This window comes from Bradyrhizobium semiaridum (assembly GCF_020329505.1).
Lineage (GTDB): Bacteria > Pseudomonadota > Alphaproteobacteria > Rhizobiales > Xanthobacteraceae > Bradyrhizobium > Bradyrhizobium semiaridum.
Map to the genome: position 1 here is coordinate 54,791 of NZ_JAGKJJ010000014.1, position 16,312 is coordinate 71,102.

The following is a 16,312-nucleotide window of genomic DNA, read 5'->3' on the forward strand; positions in this document are numbered from 1 at the left end:
CGCCGCGTCATTTGCGCTCGGTTCGCCTCGGCCGGCGGATCGCGCGCACCTTGTTGCTGTTCGAGCCGCTGCCGCAGAAAAAGCGGTCGCCGCCGTCGGACTCGACGCCCGACACGTTCGCGCCTTCCGGCATGTCGAGCCGTTCCAGCACTTCGCCGGTCTGCGGATCGATGCGGCGCACGTCGCTCTTGTCGTCTTCCCAGGTGCCGTGCCACAGCTCACCATCGACCCAGGTGACGCCGGTGACGAAGCGGTTGCTCTCGATCGTGCGCAGGATCGCGCCGGTCTCCGGATCGATCTGGATAATCTTGCGGTCGCGATATTCGCCGACCCATAGCGCGCCTTCGGCCCAGGCGAGGCCGGAATCGCGCCCGCCGCCGGGAGCCGGGATCGTCGACAGCACTTGGCCGCTCTGCGGATCGATCTTGAGGATGCGATCCTCGGAGATCTGATAGAGGTGCTTGCCGTCGAAGGCGGTGCCGGCATGGGCCGCGACGTCGATGCTGCGGGTGGTCTTGCCGCTGTCGGGATCGAACGCGACCATGCGGTTGCCGGCGGCGAACCAGACCTGCTTGCCGTCGAAGGTGACGCCGCCCACGCTCTCTACACCCTCGAAGGGGCCGTACTCCCGGATGATCTCCGCGTCCGACGTCTTCATGCTCCGCTCCATCGTCTGAATGCACTTTATGCTACCCATTCGGCAGCGGGGCAGGGAGTAACAACGTCGTCGTGAATCCCGGTACCGGCGGCGTCATCCAGCGCCGCGCGCGGGCGCGGCCCACCGATTGCACCTTGCCCGATGCGGCCAGCGTATCGAGCGCGCGCTGCACGGTACGCTGGCTGGCGCCGAGCGCAACCGACAGCGCCGAGCTCGACCACGCCTCGCCGTCCGCGAGAAAGGCCAGCACCTCGGCATGATCCTCATCGACCGGGAGTGCCAGCACGGCGATCTCGCGCGGGCCCCGCGGCTTCAGCACGAAGCCGTCGGGCGTTGCGCTGAGCTCGGCGAGCGGCCGCAGCGCACGGCGCAGCCGGCCGATCTCGACCCGCAGCCGCGCGCGGTGCGATTCATCGGCGTGCTTGCCGCGAAACGCCCGCGCGATCAGCTCGCTGCGCGACACGTCGTTCGGCCAGGCTTCGCCGAGCGCGCGAGCCAGCGCGAACAGCACCGGCCGCCGCGTCAGCGCAACCGTGGTGCCGGAGCCGCGCACGACATAGCGGCAGGCATCCACCACCAGCGCCTTCGACGCCATCAGCGCCTCGACCTCCTCGAGCAGCAGCGGCCGCTCGCTGCCGCGCGCGATCAGCCGTGCCGCGGGCGCGGTGAGGGATTGCGCCGTGGCCTCGACCTCGGCCGCAAGCGCCGCGATGCCGCTGCGGCCTGCGGCGTCGCGGGCCCGCGCGACCGCCTCGCGTGCCGGCCGGGTCCGCAGCCGGCGCATCGCGATGCCGGCGACGACCAGCTCATGGCCGACCCGCAGCGCCGGCGGGAACGGCGCGGGGTCGAGGTCGGCGAGCATGCGCTCGGCCTCGTCGAGGCGTCCGATCAGCAGCAGGCGGCGGATTTCCAGATAGCCGGCATGCGCAGCATTGAGCGCGTCGCCACGCGCCGCGAGGGTCGCACGCGCCGCCGCGAGCGTCCGTTTGGGGAACGAGAGGTCGCGTGACACCAGTGCGATCTCGGCTTCGGCGACGATGATGCGCGCCCGGGCGACGGCCTCCCGCGGGCCGAACGCACGTTGCGCGCGCCGCAACAGATCCTTGGCGCGGGCGAAGTCGCCGAGTCTTGCCATCGCGATGCCGCGCAGCGCCAGCGCCGGCGCGTCGTCGCGCAGCGCCACCCGTTTCAGTGCGCCGAGGAGATCACCCGCCGCGAGCGCGCGTGCCGCAGCCGATATCAGCGAGTCCATTCGAATCCCGACACACTTGTCACTCTCGCCCTCCGAGGTCCGCGCCTAACCTAGCACATGACGGCAACGATCATGCCCATGGAGATCGAGATCATGACCATTCAGACCATCGAAACGCGCGAGCGCGGGCTGGCGGCGCGGTTCGGCGGCGCCGCCCGCGCCGCGGCGCACTGGCTGTCGCTGGCGGCGGCGCCGAGTTTTGCGACCATGGCGGCGATCGCCGCCGCGGCGCCGGCCGACATGCTCTGCATCGGGATGCATGAGCCGTTCTCGCTCAGCGGCATGGTCCCGATGTATGCGCTGATGAGCGCCTTCCATCTCGGCCCCTGGCTGCGGCTGGTCCGATGAGCGGCTCACTCCGGCAGTGTGAAGACCGCGCAGGGCCGCACGATGCCGCGCAGCTCGTGCAGGCCGAGCGCGACCAGCGGCGTCTCGACCTCGGCGGCGAGGGCGCCGGAGACCAGCACCGTCCGCTCCAGCGGCTTGCACAGCCCTTCGAGCCGGCTCACCAGATTGACCGCCGAGCCGATCGCGGTGAAGTCGAGCCGGTCGGCGGCGCCGATATTGCCCCAATGCACCTCGCCGAGATGCAGCGCCGCGCCGAACGGCAGCGGCGGCAGGCCTTGCTTGCGCCGGTCGGCATCGAGATGCGTCATGCCGACGCGCGCCGCCGCCACCGCGCGCAGCGCCGCCTCACAGGCGGAACGTGGACCGGTGGTGACCGGAAAGATCGCAAGCAGGCCGTCACCGATGAATTTCAGCACCTCGCCGCCGAAGGCGTGGATCGCGCCGGCTATACGGTCGAACCAGGCGTCGAGTGCCGCGATCACCTCGGCCGGCGGATGGTTCTCGGACAGTGCGGTGAAGCCGCGCAGGTCGGCGAACAGCAATGCCGCCTTGATGGTCTCGCCGGTGTTGCGCCGCAGGGGCGACGCCAACACGCGCTGCGCACTGCGGCGGCCGAGATACGCTTCGAGCGCCGCCGTCATCGTCGCGCGTGCGGCGAGCGCCGCCATCGGCGCGGCGGCAAAGCGTGCCGCCTGGCGCAGGCGGTCCGACTCGTATGCCGTGAACGGCCGCATCCCGATCCAGCCGAGCATCGGACCATCCGTGCGCGTGCCGATGGTGTCTTCGTGCACCGGACCGGGCGCAAGGCCGCCGAGCCAGCGCCGGCCGGCATCGCGGGATCCCGCGGTATCGGGCATCGCGAACGGGACTTCAGGTGCGAAGCCGAGCGCCTCGATCACCTCGCCCGTGTCGGCGCGCCACAGCCACGTCCGCCGCGCGATCAGCGGATGCGGAACCTCGAGTGTCAGGGCGCCGCCGGCCAGCGGCAGGCCATCGGCCATCAGATGCGCGCCGAGTTCCGCCAGCAGGTGGTTGGCGCCCGTGGTCTCGGCGGCGGAATCGACCAGCCAGCTCAACGTCGAGGACAAGTTCATCACCCCATCATGGGGTTGACGCATCGGCCTTGTCACGCACTATCCCTGTTGCCCCGCCGCCAGAGCATGATCCGGAAAAGTGGATGCCGGTTTTCCTAAAGATCATGCTCAAACAAGGAGATGAGATCATGATGCGGTTCGACTGAACCGCACGATGATCGAATGGAGAATGGTTCGATGACCGAAGCCTTCATCGTTCAACGCGAGATCCAGATCGCGGCCCCGCCGGCGACCGTGTTCGCCTTCCTCACCGATCCACAGAAGATCATCAGCTGGATGGGACTGGAAGCCGCGACCGAGCCGCATCCCGGCGGGCTCTATTTCCTTAAGGGCCTCGGCAGCGACCGGACGCGCGCCGCGCGCGGCGCGTTCCGCGAGGTCGTGCCGGTGCATCGTCTCGCCTACAGCTTCGGCTGGGAGGACAGCGAAGAGGTGCCGCCCGGATCGAGCCTGATCGAGATCGACCTGATCGACAAGGACAGCGGCACCTTGCTGAGGATGACCCACAGCGGCCTGCCGAATGCCGCGCAGTGCGCGGCCCACGACAAGGGCTGGGCACACTATGTCAACCGGCTGTCGCTCGCGGCCGCGGGCAAGGACCCAGGTCCCGATCGCGGTGTTACCGGCAACGGCTGAGCGTCGCGTCCGCCGCGCGGCGATCACGCGCGGGTGAGATTCCGCGCATCCTCATCCAGCCGGATCGTAAGCGGGGCAGGCGGCTTGAGCCGGGCGTGGCGTCATGTCGGCCATTTCGAGCCAAGGATGATCGAACAGAAGTTCATGCGCGTGTAGTTCTTGTCCTTCAGCGCCAGCACGTCGGCCTTGACATTGCCGAACGTGGTCTGCGGCTTGCGGATCGTGCCGGCGGCGAAGTGATCGATGATGTTCTCCTTGAAGTTCGCCTCGCGCGGATGGTGGGCACAGACATGGTCGCGGTGCTCATGCGAGAACTCGTCGTAGGCGATGCCGAGCACGTCCATCTCGACGCCGGCGGTGACCAGCGCAATGGTCGGACGCATGTGCTCGGGGATGCCGGGCGTGGTGTGCAGCGCGATCGAGGCCCAGACGTCCTCGATGTCGCGCTCCGGGATGCCATAGCCCCGGAGGAAGTCGCGGGCGGCATTGGCGCCGTCGACTTCGAAACGCAAATCGGGGCTGGCATGCTGTTCGGTCAGGCCCATGTCGTGGAACATGGCACCGATATACAGCAGTTCGGGATCGAAGTTCAGCCTGCGGCGATTGCCGGTCAGTGCGCCCCAGAAGAATACGCGGCGGCTGTGATTGTAGAGCAGGTCGTCCTCGGTATCGCGCACCAGCTGGGTGGCGGCTCGGGCCATGGCGCTGTCGGGGACGCGGATGCCGGCGATGATCTCGGTCATTTCAAGACGCTCCTTGATGTGGCAAGACGAGGCCGTGGCGTGCCAACACGCGGCGTTCGACGCTCGTTCTTGCGATCGTTTCGGATGGCCTCGGTAGCGATCCGGTGCGTCCTTGTCGCTCGTTCCGGCCGGTGCTCGCAATGATGGCGTGCCGCCGGACCGGGCCAACGACACGTCGTTTCGCGCCAGCAGGGCAGGGAGAGGTTAGTGGCGGTTCAGAAGGTCGCGATCGCGATCCATGAAGGGGTTCAGGCGCTCGATGTCGCAGGGCCTGTCGACGTGTTCGCGGAGACCAACGGCTTTGTTGGCGCCGGCGAGGGATACGAGACCGTGCTGGTCGGCGCCACGCGCCAACCGCTGCGCGCCTCGAATGGCATGAAGATTTCTGCCGACCTCAGCTTTGCCGAGGCGCGGGACACATTCGATATCCTGCTCGTCGCAGGCGGACCGGCGCTGCCCGAGGCCGAGCCGGATCCCGAACTGACGCAGTGGCTGCGTGCCGCGCCGGCGCGGGCAGGGCTCTATGGTTCGATCTGCACCGGCGCGTTTGCGCTTGGTCACGCCGGGCTGCTCGACGGCCACAAGGTGACGACGCATTGGCAGAATGCGCAGCGCCTCGCGGCGCGGTTTCCCGCGGCCGAGGTGATCTTCGATCGCATCTACATCCGCGACGGCAAGTTGATGACCTCGGCCGGCGTCACCGCCGGGATCGATCTCGGCCTCGCGCTGGTGGCCGAGCGCCATGGGCCGCAGGTCACGGTCGCCGTCGCAAAGCGGCTGGTCGTGGTGGCGCAGCGCCAGGGTGGCCAGTCGCAGTTCAGTCCCTATCTCACCGCGCCGGTCGACGAGGACTCGCCGATCGCGCGGGCGCAGGCCCATGTCATGCAGCATCTCGGCGAGCGCCATACGCTGCAATCGCTGGCGAAGACCGTCGGCATGAGCGTACGCAATTTCGGCCGCGCCTTTGCGCAGGAGGCCGGCATCACCCCGCATGAATTCGTCGAGCGGGCACGGGTCGACGCGGCGCGCCGGCTGCTCGAGGGCAGCGACCGGCCGCTAAAGACGGTCGCCTTCGACTGCGGCTTCGGTTCGGCCGACCGGATGCGCATCGTCTTCACCGAGCGGCTCGGGGTATCGCCGGCGCAGTACCGGTCGAGTTTCCAGAAACTGTGACGCCATTCATGACGCCGCCCCCGTCATCGGGATAGAATCGAGCTCGCCGCCGCCGTTTCCCGCAGCAGATCGTTTCCCGCGAGGTCGATATGGACGCGCTCACGCTCTTCATCATCCGTCATGCCGAGAAGCCGGGCGAGGAGTGGCCCGGGCCGGGCTTTACCGCAGACGGTGTCGCCGACACCGAATCGCTGGTGCTCCGCGGCTGGGAGCGGGCCGGCGCATGGACGGCGCTGTTCGGCACCGATCTCACCGGGGGCGACTATGCCAAGCCGGACGCGATCTATGCCGCGACACCGGGAACGCAGGCCAACCAGCCACCGAGCAGCCGTCCCGCCGAGACGATCTCGGCGCTCGCTGCACGCCTCAAGCTGACGCCGAATGAAAGCTTCGGCAAAGGCTCCGAGGCGCAGCTCGTGCCGGCGCTGCTGAAGCTCAGCGGCGTCGTGCTGCTGTGCTGGGAGCACAAGGCCATCATCTCCGACATCCTGCCGCTGATCCCGGTCAATAAGGGCAAGCCGCCGACCAAATGGGAAGGCAGCCGCTTCGACGTCGTGCTGCGCTTCGACCGCGCCAAGGGCGATGACAAATTCGCCTTCAAGGAACTGTTTCCGAAACTGCTATCCGGCGATTCCGACAAGCCGCTCGGCGGCTGAGGCACGCGCCCATTTGGCCCTCCGGCCCCCTCACGAAAACGTGGGTTGCGTCCGATCGGTCTGAAAACATATCGTAAGATATATTTTCAGTAAGGAGCGACAATGAGAAGACCGATGTTTCATGACCGGGACGAGGATGGTTTCCGGTTCGGCATGTTCGCCATCGGCCGGCACGGCGGGCGGCATCGCTTCGGCCGCGGCGGTCCCGGCTTTTTCGGGCGCGGCGCGGGCGGTGACTTTCCCGGCGCGCGGCGGCTGTCGTCGCAGGACCTGCAACTCGTGATCCTGGCGCTGCTCGGCGAGCGGCCGGCGCATGGCTATGAGCTGATCAAGCTGATCGAGGAACGCTCCGACGGCTTCTACAGCCCGAGCCCCGGCGTGATCTATCCAGCGCTGACTTTCCTGGAAGAGATCGGCCATGCCAGCGTCACACCGGATGCGTCGCGAAAACTCTACAGCATCACCGAGCAGGGCAAGGCCTATCTCGCCGAGCACCGTGCCACCTCGGATGCGATCCTCGAGGCGCTGTCGCGGATCGGCCGCCGCATGGAGGAGGTGCGCGAGGCGTTTGCCGGCATGAGCGATCTCGACGCCGATGCATCCGATGAGCTGCATCGCGCCCGCCACGCGTTGAAGCGCGCGCTGCGCCACAAGCACGGCTGCGACGCCGCCGAGGCGCGCCGCATCGCCAACATCCTCGACCGCGCCGCTGCCGAGATCCTGCAGCAGTAGCGCTGCAATATTCAGGAGCCAGCCATGTCCAATGATCACCCGCACAGCGGGATCGCCGACCCGCGCGTCACCGCCGTCATCGAGCGCCTGCAGGCCGCACGCCGCAGGCCGGCAGGCGGCGGCCCGCGCGGCGGCTCTGGCAGCCGCGATCCGCACGACCATGCCGAGCAGGGATTCTCGATCCATCCCGAGCAGGGCGAGCTGATCTATCTGCTGTGCCGCGGCCTGCGCGCAACGCGCGTTGCGGAGTTCGCCACCTCGATCGGGATGTCGACGCTCTATTTCGCGGCGGCGATCCGCGACAATGGCGGCGGCACCGTGATCGGCTCGGAGATCGTGCCCGCCAAGGTCGCAACCGCCAGGCGCAACCTCGCCGATGCCGGCCTGGCCGAGTATGCGGAGATCCGCGAGGGCGATGCGCGGCAGACGCTGCGCGATCTCGGCGGTCCCGTGGATTTCATCCTGATCGATGGCTGGCCGGGTAGTACGGGGCCCTCGCTGGCGCGCCAGGTGATCGAGATCGTCGCCCCACAGCTTCGTGTCGGCGGCTACGTCATGAACGACAATGCGGAGACGGATTTCCTGGAGTTCGTGCGCGATCCCGAAAACGGCTTCGTGTCGATCACGCTGCCGCTCAAAGGCGGCACCGAGCTGAGCCTGAAGGTGGCGTGAGCATTCGGTAGCCGTGAGGCTTAGTGCGCCTTCGCGGCCTTCGCCCTGGTCTTCGCATTGCCGCTCGCTGCGATCCGCGTCAGCGCATCGGCGAAGGCGCGGGCGGCCGGGCCGAGCGGCTCGTCGAGCCGGTGGGCGAGATAGGCTTCCATCGCGAGCTGGGCGTTGCGGCCGAGCGCGCCGGTCTCGACCCGTACCAGTCGGCGTTCCTTCAAGTCGCGCGCGACTTGCCACTGCGGCAGCCGGCCCCAGCCGAGCCCGGCGAGGATCATGGCGTGCTTGGTGTCCTGATTGCTCACCCGGCAGATCTGCGGCGAGAGCACGCCGAAGCTGCGGCCCTCCGACAGCGGCGTCGGGTCCGACAGCACGATCTGCAAATGGTCGGCGAGGTCGGCGACCGCCTTGCGGCCACGGCGCGCCAGCGGATGGTTTGCGGCGGTAACTGCCACGATCTCTACCGCGCAGATCGCATCGAGCGCGAGACGGGGATCGCGAAAATCCTCGCCGACGGTGACGGCGAGCGCGCTGCGCCGTCCGGTCAAAGCCTCGATCGGCCCGCCCATCGGCTCGACCGCGAGCCGCACGCCGACCGACGGATAAGCCGCGCGCATCTCGGTTAGCGCCGCGCCGACCGCGGCGATCGGAAACAGCGTATCGACGACCAGCGAGAGCTCCGGTTCCACCCCGTCGCCGAGGCCGCGGGCGCGCGCCCGCATCGCATCGACGCGGAGCAGGATATCGCGCGCGTTGATCAGCAGCGCCTTGCCGTCCGCCGTCAGCTCCGGACGGTGGCTGGAGCGATCGAACAGGGTTAGGCCCAGCTCAGCCTCCAGATTGGCGATGGCGTGGCTGACCGCCGACTGCACCCGCGACAGCCGGCCGGCGGCAGCGCGAAAGCTGCCGGCTTCGGCGATGGTGACGAAGGTGCGGATCTGGTCGAGCGTGAGGTTGTCGAGCATGATCTATGAAATCGATCAATCGGATGCAAAACATATCACTGCTGTCGATGGCCGGGAAACGATATCTCCTGCTGCTCCGGCCGGTGTCGGGGCAAGGGTGAACGTATGGCGATCGAACAGGCCATGATGCAGGGGAGCGATGCCAGGCGATCGGCCACCGTGGCCGTCGTGATCGGCTGCGGTGTCGCAGCAGCCGTTCAGGTCGGCAAGGTGCCGATTGCAGCGTCGATGCTTCAGGAGAATCTCGGCCTCGACCTCGCGGCGATCGGCGGCATCGCCGGCATCTTCGCGGTGCTGGGGCTGATCGGCAGTATTCCCGCCGGGGTCGTCATTGCCGCGATCGGTGCACGCAGCGTGCTGCTGTGCGGGCTTGCCGCGATCGCGCTCGGCGCCGGCCTCGGCGCGATCGCGCCGTCGCTCGCGCTGCTGCTGGCATCACGCCTGCTGGAGGGGCTCGGCTTCCTGCTGGCGATGGTCGCAGCGCCCGCCTTGCTCGACCGCATCGTCGCGGTCAGCGCGCGCGACGTCACCATGGCGGTGTGGAGCTGCGTGATGCCGTTCGGCATCGCGCTGGCGCTGCTGCTGGGCCCGCTATTCGATGGCTGGCGCGCGATCTGGTGGGCAAGCGCCATCGCCGTCGCCGTGCTGTTCGTTCTGGCTGTCGTCGTCGTACCGTCCGCGGCATCGCGCAGCGGCCCGGCGCGAACCGGTTTGATGCGCGAGGCCGCGGCGCTGGCGCGGCGGCGAACGCCGGCGCTGCTCACCATGCTGTTCGCGCTCTACAGCCTGATGTTCTTCGCGCTGTTCAGCTTCCTGCCGATCCTGTTGACCCAGCGGCTCGGCGTCTCCGGGCAGAGCGCCGGCGCGCTGAGCGCGGCGGCGGCCGCCGCGAACGTCATCGGCAATCTCGCCGCTGGTCATTTGCTGGCGCGCGGCGCCGGCCGCATTGTGCTGATCGCGCTGGCCGCTTTCGTCATGGGAGTGTCGGCACTCGGGATCTTCCTGCCGGTGCTCGGCGGATGGGGTGCGTTCTGGCTATGCCTTTTGTTCTCCGCGACCGGCGGCCTGATCCCGGCGACCCTGCTGGCGACCGCGCGCGCGGCGGCGCGTTCAACCTCGATGGTGCCGGTCATGATGGGCCTCTTGATGACCGGCAGCAATTTCGGCCAGGTCACCGGACCGATCGTGGTCGGCGCGGTAGTCTCGGCCTGGGGCTGGAGCGCCGGCGGCGTCATGGTCGTCGCCGCGGCGGTCCTCGCGGGCCTTGCCGCGTGGATGTTGGCGCGCAGTGATCACAACAGCGTAAGCGAGGGACGCAAGGCGGCTTGACGCGGCGGGCGCACCGGCCGAAGGAGTGACGGTCTCTCACGCCAACGACAACAGGAAATCTCCATGACACGCGTGCGCTGTATCACCGAAATGGGCATGGGCGTCGACGTTCACGGCCGCGACGCCACCAAGGCCGCCAAGCGCGCGGTCTCGGACGCGATCCGGCATTCCAGCCTCGGCTTCTTCCGCATGCTCGGCAAGACCGCCAACGACATGTTCGTCGACGTCACCATCGCCGTGCCGAACCCGGACGAGGTCGATACTGCGGCCGTCGCCAAGGAACTGCCGTACGGCACCAAGACGGTGAAAGCGATCGCAGGCGGGCTCGAAATCCCGTCCGATCAGGGCAACGACCCGATCCTGATCGCGAACGCCGCCGTTATCGTCAGCTTCGACGACGGGAAGTGAGGCGAGCGAGCCGAGCTATCACCACAACGTCGTCCTGGCGAAAGCCAGAACCCATAACCACAGGGTCGGATTGTTGAGGAGGAACGGGCCCGGGCAGCGTCAAACAATTGGCAGTTGGGGTAATGGGTCCTCGCTTTCGCCAGGACGACGGGGAAAGTTACTCGTCCCGAAAATAATCCGGTTTGCCGGTGGTCCAGGTCTCGCCCCAATGCTGACCGCCGCCGTCGACGGTCAGCGTCTCGCCGGTGACGAACTTGCCGGACGGCGCGGCGAGATAAACGGCTGCCTCCGCGATGTCCCAGGGCGAGCCCGGGCGCATCATCGGGTTGGAGCGTGGATAGGCGGCGCGTGCCGCCTCGCTGTAGACGTTCCAGCCCTCCGTCTCGATCGCGCCGGGCGCGATGCAGTTGATGCGGATGTCCAGCGGAGCCCATTCCACCGCGAGCGCGCGCGACAGGCCGATCACGCCGGAGCGCGCCGCGATGGTGTGCGCAATGCCGTAAAGGCCGTGGGTCGTGACCACCACGATGTTGACGATGCTGCCGGGATGCTTGCGGTCGCGCCAGCGCTGCGCTGCGGCCTGCATCATGTACCAGGTGCCGTTGAGGTTGGTGTTGATGACCGCGTTCCAACCTTTGACCGAATAATCGATCGCCGCCTGCGGAAACTGGCCGCCGGCGCTGTTGACGAGATGATCGACGCGGCCGTGTGCGGCCCACAGCGTATCGAACAGCGTCGAGACGGCGTCCGCGTCCCTGATGTCCGCGACCTCCGCGGATGCCTTCAGGCCACGATGACCGAGATGATCGACCAGCGCATCGAGCCTGTCGGCGTTGCGGCCGACCGCGACCACATGCGCGCCGAGCCGCGCGAACAGCCAAGCGATGGCGCGGCCGATGCCGCCGGCGCCGCCGGACACCACGACCACCTGATCCGCGAGCGCGTCGGCCGCGAACACGGTCGGATGTGTCGCAAGTTCGTCATCGGAAAGGCCGAGCTTGGCGTTCGTCTGTCGATCGTCCATGGCCGGTTGCAGACCTTGCGGCATTGACTGAGCCCCGTACATTAGCCACTCAACAACAACCAGCAAAGATTGTCGACATGACCGATCTCTCAGCTTTTCCCATCACCAAGCGTTGGCCGGCCCAGCATCCGTATCGCCTGCAGCTTTATTCGCTGCCGACGCCGAACGGGGTGAAGGTCTCGATCATGCTCGAGGAGATCGGGCTGCCCTACGAGGTGCATCTGGTCGACTTCGGCAAGGACGACCAGAAGACGCCGGAGTTCCTGTCGCTGAATCCGAACGGAAAGATCCCGGCGATCCTCGATCCCAACGGTCCCGGCGGCAGGCCGCTGCCGTTGTTCGAATCCGGCGCCATCCTGCAATATCTCGCCGAGAAGACCGGCAAGCTGCTGCCGGCGGATGCAGCGCGCCGCTGTCAGACCATCCAGTGGGTGCACTTCCAGATGGGCGGCATCGGCCCGATGTTCGGCCAGGTCGGCTTCTTCCACAAATTCGCCGGCAAGGATTATGAGGACAAGCGGCCGCTGCAGCGCTATGTCGACGAGTCGAAGCGACTGCTCGGCGTGATGGAGGTGCATCTTTCGGGACGGCAGTGGTTCATGGACGATGAGTACACCATCGCCGACATCTCGATGCTCGGTTGGGTGCGCAACCTGATCGGCTTCTACGGCGCGCGCGAGCTGGTCGGGTTCGACGAATTCAAGAATGTCGCGGGCTGGCTCGAGCGGGGCCTCAAGCGGCCGGCGGTGGAGCGTGGGCTGAATATTCCGAAGCGGCCATAGCGTATGATGGGATCGATTGGTTGCCGCGGAGATGGAAGCCAACCTCTCCCTTGGGAGAGGTCGGCGCGTAGCGCCGGGTGAGGGGTTACGGTCCCTCGTTGGGGCCGCGGCTCCTCACCCGATTTGCTGCGCGCAGATCGACCATCTCCCCGATGGGGACAGGTAACTCAAGCGTGCGGCCTACGAAATCGAGTCTTGCCACCCATGCGCGAGCGGCGAACGAGAATGTGCATTGTCGCTTGCGTGGCGCTCCGACAACATGGCAACACCAGTTTGAGTTAGTCCAGCCCCGGGGCACCCCATGACCACCGACGCGATCAAGCCTGTTGCCCATTCCCATCATCAGCCCTGGTACAAGATCCTCTATGTCCAGGTGCTGATCGCGATCGTGGCAGGTGTCCTGATCGGCTATTTCTATCCTGATCTCGGCAAGGCGCTGAAGCCGCTCGGCGACGGCTTCATCGCACTGATCAAGATGATGATCGCGCCTGTCATCTTCTGCACCGTGGTGCACGGCATCTCCTCGATGGGCGACCTCAAGCGCGTCGGCCGCGTCGGACTGAAGTCGCTGATCTATTTCGAGACGGTCTCGACGGTGGCGCTCGCGGTCGGCCTGCTGGTCGGCGAGGTGCTGCAGCCCGGCCACGGCTTCAATATCGATGCCTCCACGATCGATCCGAAATCGGTCTCGACCTATGTGACGCAGGCCAAGGAACAAGGCATCGTCGCGCATCTGATGGCGATCATCCCGGACAGCTATTTCGGCGCGGTCGCGCGCGGCGACCTGCTGCAGGTGCTGCTGATCTCGATCCTCTCCGGCTTCGCCATCGCGTTGATGGGCAAGCCCGGCGAACCGATCGCGGCGGCGATCGACAAGGCCGCGAAGATGTTCTTCGGCATCATCCGCATCATCGTCCGCGTCGCGCCGATCGGCGCGTTCGGCGCGATGGCCTTCACGGTCGGCGCCTACGGCCTCGGCTCGCTGGTCAATCTGGCCGCGCTGATCGGCACCTTCTATCTCACCAGCGTCCTGTTCGTGCTGATCGTGCTCGGCGCGATCGCGCGGCTGTCGGGCTTCTCGATCATCCGCTTCATCGCCTACATCAAGGACGAGCTCCTCATCGTGCTCGGCACCTCGTCGTCGGAGACCGTGCTGCCGCAGATGATCCAGAAGATGGAGCATCTCGGCGCCTCGCGCTCGGTGGTCGGCCTCGTCATTCCGACCGGCTACAGCTTCAATCTCGACGGCACCAACATCTACATGACGCTGGCGACGCTGTTCCTGGCGCAGGCCACCAACACCCATCTGACGATCTGGCAGGAGCTCGGCATTCTCGGCATCGCCATGATCACCTCGAAAGGGGCATCCGGCGTCACCGGCGCCGGCTTCATCACGCTGGCGGCGACGCTGTCGATCGTGCCTGACATTCCGATCCAGTCGATCGCGATCCTGGTCGGCATCGACAAGTTCATGAGCGAATGCCGGGCGCTGACCAACCTGATCGGCAACGGCGTCGCCTGCGTCGTGATCAGCCTGTCGGAGGGCGAGCTCGACAAGGACGCGCTGCACGAGACCATGGCGCATCCGATCGAGCTCGGCGAGGCACTGGAGCCGGGCGCGACGAGCTAGCATGCAGGGTTCGATATGAACATACGTTCCGTCTGTGTCTATTGTGGTTCCTCGCCAGGCAGCGATGTCGCCTTTGTCGAAGCGGGCGAACGCTTCGGCAGGAGTCTTGCGGCGGCAAGTTTGGAGCTGATCTTCGGCGGCGGAACCCATGGTGTAATGGGAGCGGTCGCTCGCGGGGTCCTTCAATCCGGCGGCAAGGTCGGTGCCATCATTCCGCGTTTTCTCACTAACCGCGAGTCCACGACGGATGCGCTGGCAATCTTCGACGACTTGACGGTTACTGAGACGATGCACGAACGTAAGCACAAGATGTTCGAAGTTCGGACGCGTTCGTGGCGCTGCCGGGCGGCATCGGCACGGTGGAAGAGATCATCGAGGTCATGACCTGGGCTCAGCTCGGGCAACACCGAAAGCCGATGGTCTTCGCCAACATCAAGGGCTTTTGGGATCCCATGCTGGCCATGCTCGACCACCTGCAACGCGCGGGTTTCCTCCACAGCCAACACCTGGTGCGTCCGATCGTGGTTGATCGCGTCGACGGCATCATCCCGGCGATCATGGCTGCTGCTTCGTCCGCCGGCACGCATCCGGAGGGCAGTTCCGCGGTCATCGACAAGATGTAGCGCGGACGGAATTTCGGTTCACCGAGCGCTAATCGGGGACGCCGGCGCCCTTGAGCGTCTCGACATAGGTGCGCGACATCGCTTCGACCGGGAACGGAATCCGTGAGAGGAATCCGGAGATCGAAAACTCGGGGTCGACCTTGAGCAGCTCGCGCGCGGTCTGGGTCGCGCGCTCGATGTCGCCGGTCTTCACCAGCGCCACGATCAGGACGCGCAGCGCCACCGCGAATCGGCGGTTCTGCGCCAGCGCCTTGTCCGCCCACGTCACGGCCTCGGCGAAATTCTCGTCGAGCACCGCGCAGATCGCGAGCGCTGCGGAGGCGAACCAGCCGCGCGGGTCGCGCGGGTTGAGCCGCTGCGCGCGCTCGATCATGGCGCGGCCGGCCTTCTGGTTGCCGCGCATCGCCTCGATCCAGCCGCCGAGCGTCAGCGCCATCGCCGAGTTCGGGTTGATCGCGAGCGAGCGCTCGAACAGGTCGCGCGCCGGCTCGATCTCGTCGGCCATGTTCCAGATCGCGAACGCCGCCATCCACAGCACCTGCGCATCGCCGGGCGCGAGCTCGACCGCGCGCCAGGCCTGCGCCACCGCGCGTTCGCGATAGGCGTCGTTCGGCTTCAGCCAGCCCTGGACATGGCGCATCGCATGGCAATAGGCCGAGGCCGCCAGCGCCGGCGCGTAGGCGGGATCGAGCGCCAGCGCCCGGTCGAGGCAGTCGAGAGCCGCCGTCATGCTCTCGGGCGTGAATTCGTAGCGCAGGCTGTACGCGCGCAGCAGAAGGTCGTAGGCATCGAGCGTGCCGGGCGGCGCCGCTCGCCGCCGCTCGGCTTCGGCGACATGCAAAGTCGGCTCGATTGCGCCGACCACGCTTTCGGTGATGCGATCCTGCAGGTCGAACTCATCGTCGGCGGCGCCGTCGAAGCGGTCGGCCCACAGATGCGCACCAGAGACAGCGTCGATCAATTGCCCGGTGATGCGCAGCCGGTCGCCGCCGCGGCGGACGCTGCCTTCGAGCACGTAGCCGACGCCGAGCTCGCGGCCGACCTGGCGGATGTCGACCGCCTTGCCCTTGTAGGTGAAGGCGGAGTTGCGCGCGATCACGGTCAGGCGGCTGCAGCGCGCCAGCGCGGTGGTGATGTCCTCGGCGATCCCGTCGGCGAAATAGTCCTGCTCGGGATCGCCGCTCATATTGGTGAAGGGCAGTACCGCGATCGAAGGACCCTCGCTCGGCCGCGGAGCGGCGGCCAGCGCCGGGGCCTGCTCGGCTGCGGCGTCCTCCCTGACATCGCCGACGAAGCGCAGTCCCTTGCGCGCCAGGGTGCGGATCAGCCGCTGCTCCTCGCCATTGTCGCCGATCGCCGTCCGCGCCGCATTGACCCGGCTGCTCAGCGTCGCCTCCGAGACAATCCGCCCGTGCCAGACGGCGGCCAGCACCTCATCGCGGCTAACCACGCGCTCGCGCGAGCGGATCAGGAATTCGATCAGGTCGAAGACCTGCGGCTCGAGCGCCACCAGGGCGTCACCGCGGCGCAGCTCCCGGCGCTCGGGGTCGAGGGTGAAGTCGTTGAAATGGTAAGGCAAATTCGAAGGTCCGG

Annotated in this window: 17 protein-coding genes and 1 pseudogene; 11 read left to right on the forward strand and 7 right to left on the reverse strand. The window is 67.2% G+C overall.

Annotated features, from left to right (window positions below; all coding sequences use genetic code 11):
- Positions 1 to 7: 7 nt before the first annotated feature.
- Together J6500_RS17660 and J6500_RS17665 are read right to left on the reverse strand one after the other, a co-directional pair.
- A complete protein-coding gene (locus J6500_RS17660; RefSeq protein ID WP_225713963.1) occupies positions 8 to 658 on the reverse strand; it encodes a Vgb family protein in 651 nt (216 codons plus the stop codon).
- 31 nt (positions 659 to 689) lie between these two features.
- Positions 690 to 1,910, reverse strand: a complete 1,221-nt coding sequence (locus tag J6500_RS17665) for a winged helix-turn-helix domain-containing protein (protein WP_225713964.1) — start codon at positions 1,908 to 1,910, stop codon at positions 690 to 692.
- A gap of 93 nt (positions 1,911 to 2,003) precedes the next feature.
- Between J6500_RS17665 and J6500_RS17670 the strand changes: the two genes are divergently transcribed.
- Positions 2,004 to 2,258: a hypothetical protein gene (locus J6500_RS17670; protein WP_312018221.1), complete on the forward strand. Its 255-nt coding sequence runs from the start codon at positions 2,004 to 2,006 to the stop codon at positions 2,256 to 2,258.
- Between the two features lie 5 nt (positions 2,259 to 2,263).
- Here J6500_RS17670 and J6500_RS17675 read toward each other — a convergent pair whose 3' ends face one another.
- Positions 2,264 to 3,352, reverse strand: coding sequence for an adenylate/guanylate cyclase domain-containing protein (locus J6500_RS17675; protein ID WP_225713966.1), 1,089 nt, complete (start codon positions 3,350 to 3,352; stop codon positions 2,264 to 2,266).
- A gap of 177 nt (positions 3,353 to 3,529) precedes the next feature.
- Here J6500_RS17675 and J6500_RS17680 point away from each other — a divergent pair, with 177 nt between their 5' ends.
- Entirely contained in the window at positions 3,530 to 3,988 is a 459-nt protein-coding gene (locus J6500_RS17680) for an SRPBCC family protein (protein WP_225713967.1), read from the forward strand.
- A 101-nt stretch (positions 3,989 to 4,089) separates the two neighbouring features.
- On the opposite strand, the gene J6500_RS17685 is transcribed toward J6500_RS17680, so the two are convergent.
- Positions 4,090 to 4,731 (reverse strand): HD domain-containing protein, encoded by a 642-nt coding sequence (locus J6500_RS17685; RefSeq protein WP_225713968.1) that lies wholly within the window; start codon positions 4,729 to 4,731, stop codon positions 4,090 to 4,092.
- A gap of 207 nt (positions 4,732 to 4,938) precedes the next feature.
- Between J6500_RS17685 and J6500_RS17690 the strand changes: the two genes are divergently transcribed.
- The 4 genes from J6500_RS17690 (at position 4,939) to J6500_RS17705 (ending at position 7,964) form a co-directional block, all read left to right on the forward strand.
- Complete coding sequence (locus tag J6500_RS17690) at positions 4,939 to 5,904, forward strand: GlxA family transcriptional regulator (protein ID WP_225713969.1); 966 nt, start codon at positions 4,939 to 4,941, stop codon at positions 5,902 to 5,904.
- 89 nt (positions 5,905 to 5,993) lie between these two features.
- A complete protein-coding gene (locus J6500_RS17695; RefSeq protein ID WP_225713970.1) occupies positions 5,994 to 6,560 on the forward strand; it encodes a histidine phosphatase family protein in 567 nt (188 codons plus the stop codon).
- 114 nt (positions 6,561 to 6,674) lie between these two features.
- Positions 6,675 to 7,292 (forward strand): PadR family transcriptional regulator, encoded by a 618-nt coding sequence (locus tag J6500_RS17700; protein WP_225713971.1) that lies wholly within the window; start codon positions 6,675 to 6,677, stop codon positions 7,290 to 7,292.
- Between the two features lie 24 nt (positions 7,293 to 7,316).
- The gene (locus tag J6500_RS17705) at positions 7,317 to 7,964 is read left to right on the forward strand and encodes an O-methyltransferase (RefSeq protein ID WP_225713972.1); all 648 of its coding nucleotides are present in this window, start codon (positions 7,317 to 7,319) and stop codon (positions 7,962 to 7,964) included.
- 20 nt (positions 7,965 to 7,984) lie between these two features.
- Here the strand turns inward: J6500_RS17705 and J6500_RS17710 are convergent, their stop codons facing one another.
- A complete protein-coding gene (locus tag J6500_RS17710) occupies positions 7,985 to 8,923 on the reverse strand; it encodes a LysR family transcriptional regulator (protein WP_225713973.1) in 939 nt (312 codons plus the stop codon).
- A 105-nt stretch (positions 8,924 to 9,028) separates the two neighbouring features.
- On the opposite strand from J6500_RS17710, the gene J6500_RS17715 reads away from it, so the two are divergent.
- Positions 9,029 to 10,252: an MFS transporter gene (locus J6500_RS17715; protein ID WP_225713974.1), complete on the forward strand. Its 1,224-nt coding sequence runs from the start codon at positions 9,029 to 9,031 to the stop codon at positions 10,250 to 10,252.
- 63 nt (positions 10,253 to 10,315) lie between these two features.
- Positions 10,316 to 10,660, forward strand: a complete 345-nt coding sequence (locus J6500_RS17720) for a Lin0512 family protein (protein ID WP_211985019.1) — start codon at positions 10,316 to 10,318, stop codon at positions 10,658 to 10,660.
- Between the two features lie 157 nt (positions 10,661 to 10,817).
- Here J6500_RS17720 and J6500_RS17725 read toward each other — a convergent pair whose 3' ends face one another.
- Entirely contained in the window at positions 10,818 to 11,684 is an 867-nt protein-coding gene (locus J6500_RS17725; RefSeq protein WP_225713975.1) for an SDR family oxidoreductase, read from the reverse strand.
- A 77-nt stretch (positions 11,685 to 11,761) separates the two neighbouring features.
- On the opposite strand from J6500_RS17725, the gene J6500_RS17730 reads away from it, so the two are divergent.
- The 3 genes and pseudogenes from J6500_RS17730 to J6500_RS17740 all read left to right on the forward strand — a co-directional run bounded on the left by J6500_RS17730 (position 11,762) and on the right by J6500_RS17740 (position 14,719).
- Positions 11,762 to 12,466 carry a glutathione S-transferase family protein gene (locus tag J6500_RS17730; protein WP_225713976.1) on the forward strand — a complete coding sequence of 235 codons (705 nt, stop codon included), beginning with the start codon at positions 11,762 to 11,764 and terminating at the stop codon, positions 12,464 to 12,466.
- 301 nt (positions 12,467 to 12,767) lie between these two features.
- Complete coding sequence (locus J6500_RS17735) at positions 12,768 to 14,096, forward strand: dicarboxylate/amino acid:cation symporter (RefSeq protein WP_225713977.1); 1,329 nt, start codon at positions 12,768 to 12,770, stop codon at positions 14,094 to 14,096.
- A gap of 15 nt (positions 14,097 to 14,111) precedes the next feature.
- Positions 14,112 to 14,719, forward strand: a pseudogene (locus tag J6500_RS17740) (LOG family protein).
- Positions 14,720 to 14,747: 28 nt separating this feature from the next.
- Here J6500_RS17740 and J6500_RS17745 read toward each other — a convergent pair.
- On the reverse strand, positions 14,748 to 16,298 hold the full coding sequence (locus J6500_RS17745) for a winged helix-turn-helix domain-containing protein (protein WP_225713978.1): 1,551 nt from the start codon (positions 16,296 to 16,298) through the stop codon (positions 14,748 to 14,750).
- Positions 16,299 to 16,312 lie beyond the last annotated feature (14 nt).

Bases quoted from the DNA above. Each gene is read 5' to 3' on its own strand.
- J6500_RS17670 (WP_312018221.1), top strand. From the start codon at position 2,004: ATGACCATTCAGACCATCGAAACGCGCGAGCGCGGGCTGGCGGCGCGG.
- J6500_RS17695 (WP_225713970.1), top strand. From the start codon at position 5,994: ATGGACGCGCTCACGCTCTTCATCATCCGTCATGCCGAGAAGCCGGGC.
- J6500_RS17665 (WP_225713964.1), bottom strand. From the start codon at position 1,910: ATGGACTCGCTGATATCGGCTGCGGCACGCGCGCTCGCGGCGGGTGAT.
- J6500_RS17675 (WP_225713966.1), bottom strand. From the start codon at position 3,352: ATGAACTTGTCCTCGACGTTGAGCTGGCTGGTCGATTCCGCCGCCGAG.
- J6500_RS17685 (WP_225713968.1), bottom strand. From the start codon at position 4,731: ATGACCGAGATCATCGCCGGCATCCGCGTCCCCGACAGCGCCATGGCC.
- J6500_RS17720 (WP_211985019.1), top strand. From the start codon at position 10,316: ATGACACGCGTGCGCTGTATCACCGAAATGGGCATGGGCGTCGACGTT.
- J6500_RS17735 (WP_225713977.1), top strand. From the start codon at position 12,768: ATGACCACCGACGCGATCAAGCCTGTTGCCCATTCCCATCATCAGCCC.
- J6500_RS17705 (WP_225713972.1), top strand. From the start codon at position 7,317: ATGTCCAATGATCACCCGCACAGCGGGATCGCCGACCCGCGCGTCACC.
- J6500_RS17700 (WP_225713971.1), top strand. From the start codon at position 6,675: ATGTTTCATGACCGGGACGAGGATGGTTTCCGGTTCGGCATGTTCGCC.
- J6500_RS17710 (WP_225713973.1), bottom strand. From the start codon at position 8,923: ATGCTCGACAACCTCACGCTCGACCAGATCCGCACCTTCGTCACCATC.
- J6500_RS17660 (WP_225713963.1), bottom strand. From the start codon at position 658: ATGAAGACGTCGGACGCGGAGATCATCCGGGAGTACGGCCCCTTCGAG.
- J6500_RS17730 (WP_225713976.1), top strand. From the start codon at position 11,762: ATGACCGATCTCTCAGCTTTTCCCATCACCAAGCGTTGGCCGGCCCAG.
- J6500_RS17725 (WP_225713975.1), bottom strand. From the start codon at position 11,684: ATGGACGATCGACAGACGAACGCCAAGCTCGGCCTTTCCGATGACGAA.
- J6500_RS17680 (WP_225713967.1), top strand. From the start codon at position 3,530: ATGACCGAAGCCTTCATCGTTCAACGCGAGATCCAGATCGCGGCCCCG.
- J6500_RS17715 (WP_225713974.1), top strand. From the start codon at position 9,029: ATGGCGATCGAACAGGCCATGATGCAGGGGAGCGATGCCAGGCGATCG.